We start from the raw sequence: 4,985 nt of genomic DNA on the forward strand, positions 1-4,985 counted from the left end.
CCGACGAAGGTTCGTTCAATGAGATCGGTGCCTTATTGATCGACGCGCCGGGCGAGAATGCGCTCAAGAACAATAGCGACCATTTCGTCAAGCGTGGCCGGGTATCGGGGATGTGCCCACATTGCGCGGCGAGCGCCCTGTTGACCCTGCAGATCAACGCGCCGGCGGGAGGAGTTGGAAATCGCACAGGCCTGCGCGGGGGCGGGCCATTGACCACCTTGCTGCTGAGCATGCCGCTCGACGGGCAGTCCCGCTCCTTGTGGCACGACCTGTGGCTCAACGTACGCGATCAACGCGGGTTTCTGGCCTTGTGTGGCGACGCCGGGAAGTCAGCGCTTCATTTTCGCTTCCCGTGGATGAGTGACATAGCCGCAATCCAGCGCGCTGGTGGCGAGACCGCGCCGGTGCAGGTGCACCCGCATCACGTCTTCTGGGCAATGCCACGGCGGGTCCGTCTGGACTTCGAAGCGCTTGAGGGCGGTGACTGTGATGTTTGCGGCCGATCTTCCGAGCGACTCGTTCGGCGCTACCTCAGCAAGAACTACGGTTTCAACTACAAGGGACCCTGGAATCACCCGCTGTCGCCGTACTACGAGGCCAAGCAGGGATGGCTGCCGATGCATCCTCAGCCCGGTGGCTTTGCTTATCGTCACTGGTTGGCCTGGACGCTCGGCCAAGCGGCGGACAAAAAGAAACAGCGTTGCGCCAGCGTTGTGCAACATGCGCTTGCCGATCGTCGCGGGCAGTTGCGCCTGTGGGCTTTCGGTTACGACATGGACAATATGAAAGCACGTTGCTGGTACGAAGCGACCTTGCCGCTTTACGGCCTGGCTGACTGCGATGCGGATGCTCAGGATTGGGTTGGGTCGCAAGTGGATATCTGGCTTGCGGGTGCAGACCTGGCAGCGTTCTATCTGCGCTCGGCAGTCAAGGATGCCTGGTTCAGTTCAGAAGCGCGCGGCGATTTCAGCGCAATCGATGCGACTTTCTGGAGCAGCACCGAAGCGGTGTTTTATGGCCATTTGCGCAACCTTATCGACCTCGCCCGGCAGAATCTCGAAGGCGATATGCTCGCCGTTCGTGAGAGATGGCACCGGGTACTGATCACCACGGTCGTCAGGCTGTTCGACACCGTCTTCGTTGGTGCCGGCCAAGTCGAACGGCAAAGGCCGCAACGTGTAGCCAAGGCCTTCCGACAATTGAAGAGGAACATGCGCGGGCCGAAGGTACGCCAGGCGCTTTTCCTTCCGTCACTCGCCACCGAAAAACCAAAGTCACGAAAACCGGCCGCACAAGCGGCTAGAATCTAAGGGGAACCGCATGGCTATCTACTTCACGATAGGCGAAGGACTCGGGAAGGTCTTGTTCGAATGGTGGCAAGGCTTGGAGAAAGACCGAGCGAGCCGCGCGGTACTGCGGCGGGCATCCTCATTAACCGAGATCGCGCTTAGCCCTGCGTATCAGCGCTTGTGCCGGCGGCTTGGCGCACCGAACTGGAAGGGGTGGGAAAGGGATCGCTTTGCCCTCGTCGTTGGCGTACTGGCGCATATCAAGGCGCACGACGTTCGCCCGCCCGCCCTGGCCATGAGCCAGCGTGCTCCGGGCGAGGATCGTCCGCCCGTCAGTGAGCTGCGCTTCCTGCGATTGCTGGAGTCGCCCGATTCCGATTCGCTATTTTCGGGCGTTCGGCGCGCGCTGCCTTTGATGGGCGGCGTCGACGTCATCGTACTGGCCAATGACCTGATGCACTGGGGTGATGAGGTCAAGAAAAAGTGGGCCTACGGTTATGACTGGCCCGAATAAACCGCTCACTTATTTCGTTGTCAACTCTTTCCAGGAAACCACGCCATGTCCCGCTTTCTTCAGCTTCACGTACTGACCAGCTACCCACCGTCCAATCTGAATCGCGACGACACCGGTCGCCCTAAAACCGCTCTGATGGGCGGCGCGATGCGCTTGCGCCTCTCATCGCAAAGTCAGAAGCGAGCGTGGCGAACATCCGATATCTTCGAAACTTCTCTCGCCGGAAATCTGGGCACGCGCACCAAATGGATGGGCAAGGAAGTCTTTCAAGCACTCAAGAAAGCCGGCATTGCTGAAAAAGCGGCGCGGGAATGGACGAAGGCCATCGCCGCTCGCTTCGGGAAGCTCAAGTCGGACAAGAAGACGGAGAAGGATGAGGATCTGGAAATCGAACAACTGGCCCATTTCAGCCCTGAAGAAATAGCCGCGATAAACGCTCTGTCTGCGACGTGTGCCGAGCGTGGAAGCGCCCCTAGCGAAAGCGAGTTGGCTCTGCTGAGCAAACCCCGACATGCTGTCGACATAGCCATGTTTGGCCGTATGCTAGCCGATTCGCCAGCATTCAACGTCGAGGCGGCCGTGCAGGTTTCGCATGCAATTACGGTACACAAGGCCGCCGTCGAGGACGACTACTTCGTGGCCGTCGATGACCTGAACGATGGGCAGGACGACAGTGGTGCTTCGCATATTGGTGAGCGTGGCTATGGCGCTGGCCTGTTCTATCTCTATCTGTGCGTCAACCGGGAGTTGCTACAAGAGAACCTGGGCGGTGACGAGGCGCTGACGAAGAAAGCGCTGGAAGCCCTGCTCAACGCGGTGACCAGAGTGTCACCGACCGGGATGCAGAACAGCTTTGCGTCACGGGCGTATGCCAGCTACGTTCTGGCCGAAAAGGGGGATCAGCAACCGCGCTCCTTGGCGCAAGCCTTCCTCAAGCCAATCACTCCGTACGGCGACCAGAACATGCTGGGAGTGGCGGTGGAGGCCATCAGGACGCGTTATAAGAACTTCGACAAGGTGTATGGCGAGTGCGCGGAGATGCGCTACCAGATTGATGTCGAGGCCGGGAAAGGTACGTTGCCAGAACTTGTTGCCTTTGTTCAGAGTTGACGGTCGTGGAGTTCCTGATCTTTCAATTGCAGGCACCGCTGGCGTCCTGGGGTGGCACTGCGGTGGGTGAGCATCGTGGCAGTCATGAGTACCCCGGAGAGTCGGCCTTGCTCGGCTTGCTCGCTGCCGCACTCGGCGTCCGGCGCGAGGATGATTCGACCTTGACGGCACTCAAGCAGGGTTATGGCTTCGCTGTCGGCGTGCAAGACGGTGGCAGCTTGCTCCGGGACTATCACACCGCGCAGGTGCCGGGGCGCAGCACGCTGAAGGGCCGGCCGCAGGCGACAAGACGTGAGGAATTGGCTGTGCCAAAGCATGAGTTGCATACGATCTTGTCAACGCGCGACTATCGGCAAGACGCTGCGTGCCTGGTGGCGGTTCAAGCTCAGGTTGATGCACCGCATACCCTGGATGCCCTGGCGGATGCTTTACGATCACCGCGCTTTGTCCTTTATCTGGGGCGAAAATCCTGCCCGCCCGCCGCTCCACTATATCCGCAAGTAATCAATGCCGATTCGGCGCGGGCTGCGTTCGACGCGTATCTGGCGCGGCTTGAACAGGAGCGTGCGGCACATCTTGACAAGCGCGGCCGCCCACCTTTCGAGGACATCGCTCCGGTAGTGCGAATCGCATGGTCTGACGGTGTCACCGCCGGCGTGAGCTCCGATCTCAGTGCGCCACGTAAAGACCGTGTGATCCGTCGCAAAGGCTGGCAGTTTGGCGATCGCACCGAGCATGTCTGGCTGCGGAACGAAGGAGGCTAACCATGCACTTCTCGATGATTTCTCCTTCATCCGGCCGAGAGCGCGAGGCGGCACAGCAGTGGGCTGCCGGTCCTTACTCGGAGCATCAATGGTTGTGGCGCTTTTTCCCGGCTGAGGAAGGCTCGCCAAGAGACTTTCTATTTCGCCGGATGGATACAAATGGCTTCCCGCGTTTCTACGTTGTATCGAAACGTGCGCCGCAAGTCCTGAACGACGTATGGCTTGTCCAGACTCGAGAATATGCACCCCGACCCGCCATTGGCACGCGTTGGCGCTTTCAGTTGCGGGCCAATCCGGTCGTAACGATCAGTTCGGATGGCAAGTCTGCCCGTCACGATGTGGTGATGCAGCGGAAGAAAATATTGCTTGCTGAACGCGGCCTTGCCCGTTGGCAAGAGTGGCGAGGTCACGATAAGCCGGCGCTCTATGAGCTGGTAAGCGATTGCTGCGGGCAATGGCTGCTCTCGAGAGCGCCACGTTTGGGTTTCGAAATCGCCAACGAGAGCATGTTGGTGGAGGCCTATGCGCAGCACTCGGAAAAGCGCGGGCGCCTACGGTTCAGTACCGTGGATTTCTCGGGCGAGTTGCGAGTGACTGATCCCGAGGCGTTCTCGGCCACCTTGTGCGCTGGGATCGGGCATGCGAAGGCGTTTGGCTGCGGCCTCTTGCTGGTGCGTGCTGCATGAGTCCAGTTGTGTGCGTCCGGATCCCGGTATCGGCGGCCGTACCGGCTCATCGCGGGTAGCATTGGATTTCCACAATGCTGCCACCGCTCAAGCCAATCCCCATCAAGGAGCGCTTGTCAGTCGTTTTCGTTGAACGGGGCGAGATCGATGTTGTTGATGGAGCTTTCGTGCGAGTGGATCAGCAAGGATTGCGCGTGCGCCCTGTGCTCACGCATATCCCGATCGGCGGCGTTGCCTGCATCATGCTGGAGCCCGGCACGCGTGTGTCGCACGCGGCCGCGGCCTTGGCAGCGCGAGTTGGTACCTTGTTGGTCTGGGTGGGCGAAGCCGGGGTACGCCTCTATTCGGCAGGGCAACCCGGCGGCGCCCGCGCTGACCGCCTGCTGTATCAGGCCAAGCTCGCGCTTGACGAGGTGCTTCGGCTGAAGGTGGTTCGCAAGATGTACGCGATTCGTTTTGGCGAGGAGCCGCCAGCTCGGCGCAGCGTCGAACAGCTGCGCGGTATTGAAGGCGCGCGCGTGCGGCGCAGCTATCAGTTGCTGGCGCAGAAGTTTGGCGTCAAGTGGAACGGACGAGACTACAACCCGGAGAATTGGGATGTATCGGATTTGCCGAACCGCTG

Annotated in this window: 6 protein-coding genes; all 6 read left to right on the forward strand. The window is 60.2% G+C overall.

The features are described 5' to 3' along the window. A partial coding sequence (gene casA / locus RUW20_RS17875; protein ID WP_313953578.1) for a type I-E CRISPR-associated protein Cse1/CasA occupies window positions 1-1,310 on the forward strand: 1,310 nt, incomplete at its 5' end. 10 nt (window positions 1,311-1,320) lie between these two features. Then, entirely contained in the window at window positions 1,321-1,803 is a 483-nt protein-coding gene (casB, locus tag RUW20_RS17880; RefSeq protein WP_313953579.1) for a type I-E CRISPR-associated protein Cse2/CasB, read from the forward strand. Between the two features lie 45 nt (window positions 1,804-1,848). Continuing rightward, entirely contained in the window at window positions 1,849-2,913 is a 1,065-nt protein-coding gene (gene cas7e, locus RUW20_RS17885) for a type I-E CRISPR-associated protein Cas7/Cse4/CasC (protein ID WP_313953580.1), read from the forward strand. Between the two features lie 5 nt (window positions 2,914-2,918). Then, window positions 2,919-3,677, forward strand: coding sequence for a type I-E CRISPR-associated protein Cas5/CasD (gene cas5e / locus RUW20_RS17890; RefSeq protein ID WP_313953581.1), 759 nt, complete (start codon window positions 2,919-2,921; stop codon window positions 3,675-3,677). 2 nt (window positions 3,678-3,679) lie between these two features. After that, window positions 3,680-4,363: a type I-E CRISPR-associated protein Cas6/Cse3/CasE gene (gene cas6e, locus RUW20_RS17895; RefSeq protein ID WP_313953582.1), complete on the forward strand. Its 684-nt coding sequence runs from the start codon at window positions 3,680-3,682 to the stop codon at window positions 4,361-4,363. Between the two features lie 74 nt (window positions 4,364-4,437). Then, window positions 4,438-4,985: type I-E CRISPR-associated endonuclease Cas1e (gene cas1e / locus RUW20_RS17900; protein ID WP_313953583.1), on the forward strand; the 548-nt coding region annotated here is incomplete at its 3' end.

The sequence above is a fragment of the Accumulibacter sp. genome, assembly GCF_032229525.1.
In the GTDB taxonomy this organism is placed as follows: domain Bacteria; phylum Pseudomonadota; class Gammaproteobacteria; order Burkholderiales; family Rhodocyclaceae; genus Accumulibacter.

What these genes read in the sequence shown, in the direction of transcription:
- casB (WP_313953579.1), top strand. Translation starts at nt 1,321, where the DNA reads ATGGCTATCTACTTCACGATAGGCGAAGGACTCGGGAAGGTCTTGTTC.
- cas7e (WP_313953580.1), top strand. Translation starts at nt 1,849, where the DNA reads ATGTCCCGCTTTCTTCAGCTTCACGTACTGACCAGCTACCCACCGTCC.
- cas6e (WP_313953582.1), top strand. Translation starts at nt 3,680, where the DNA reads ATGCACTTCTCGATGATTTCTCCTTCATCCGGCCGAGAGCGCGAGGCG.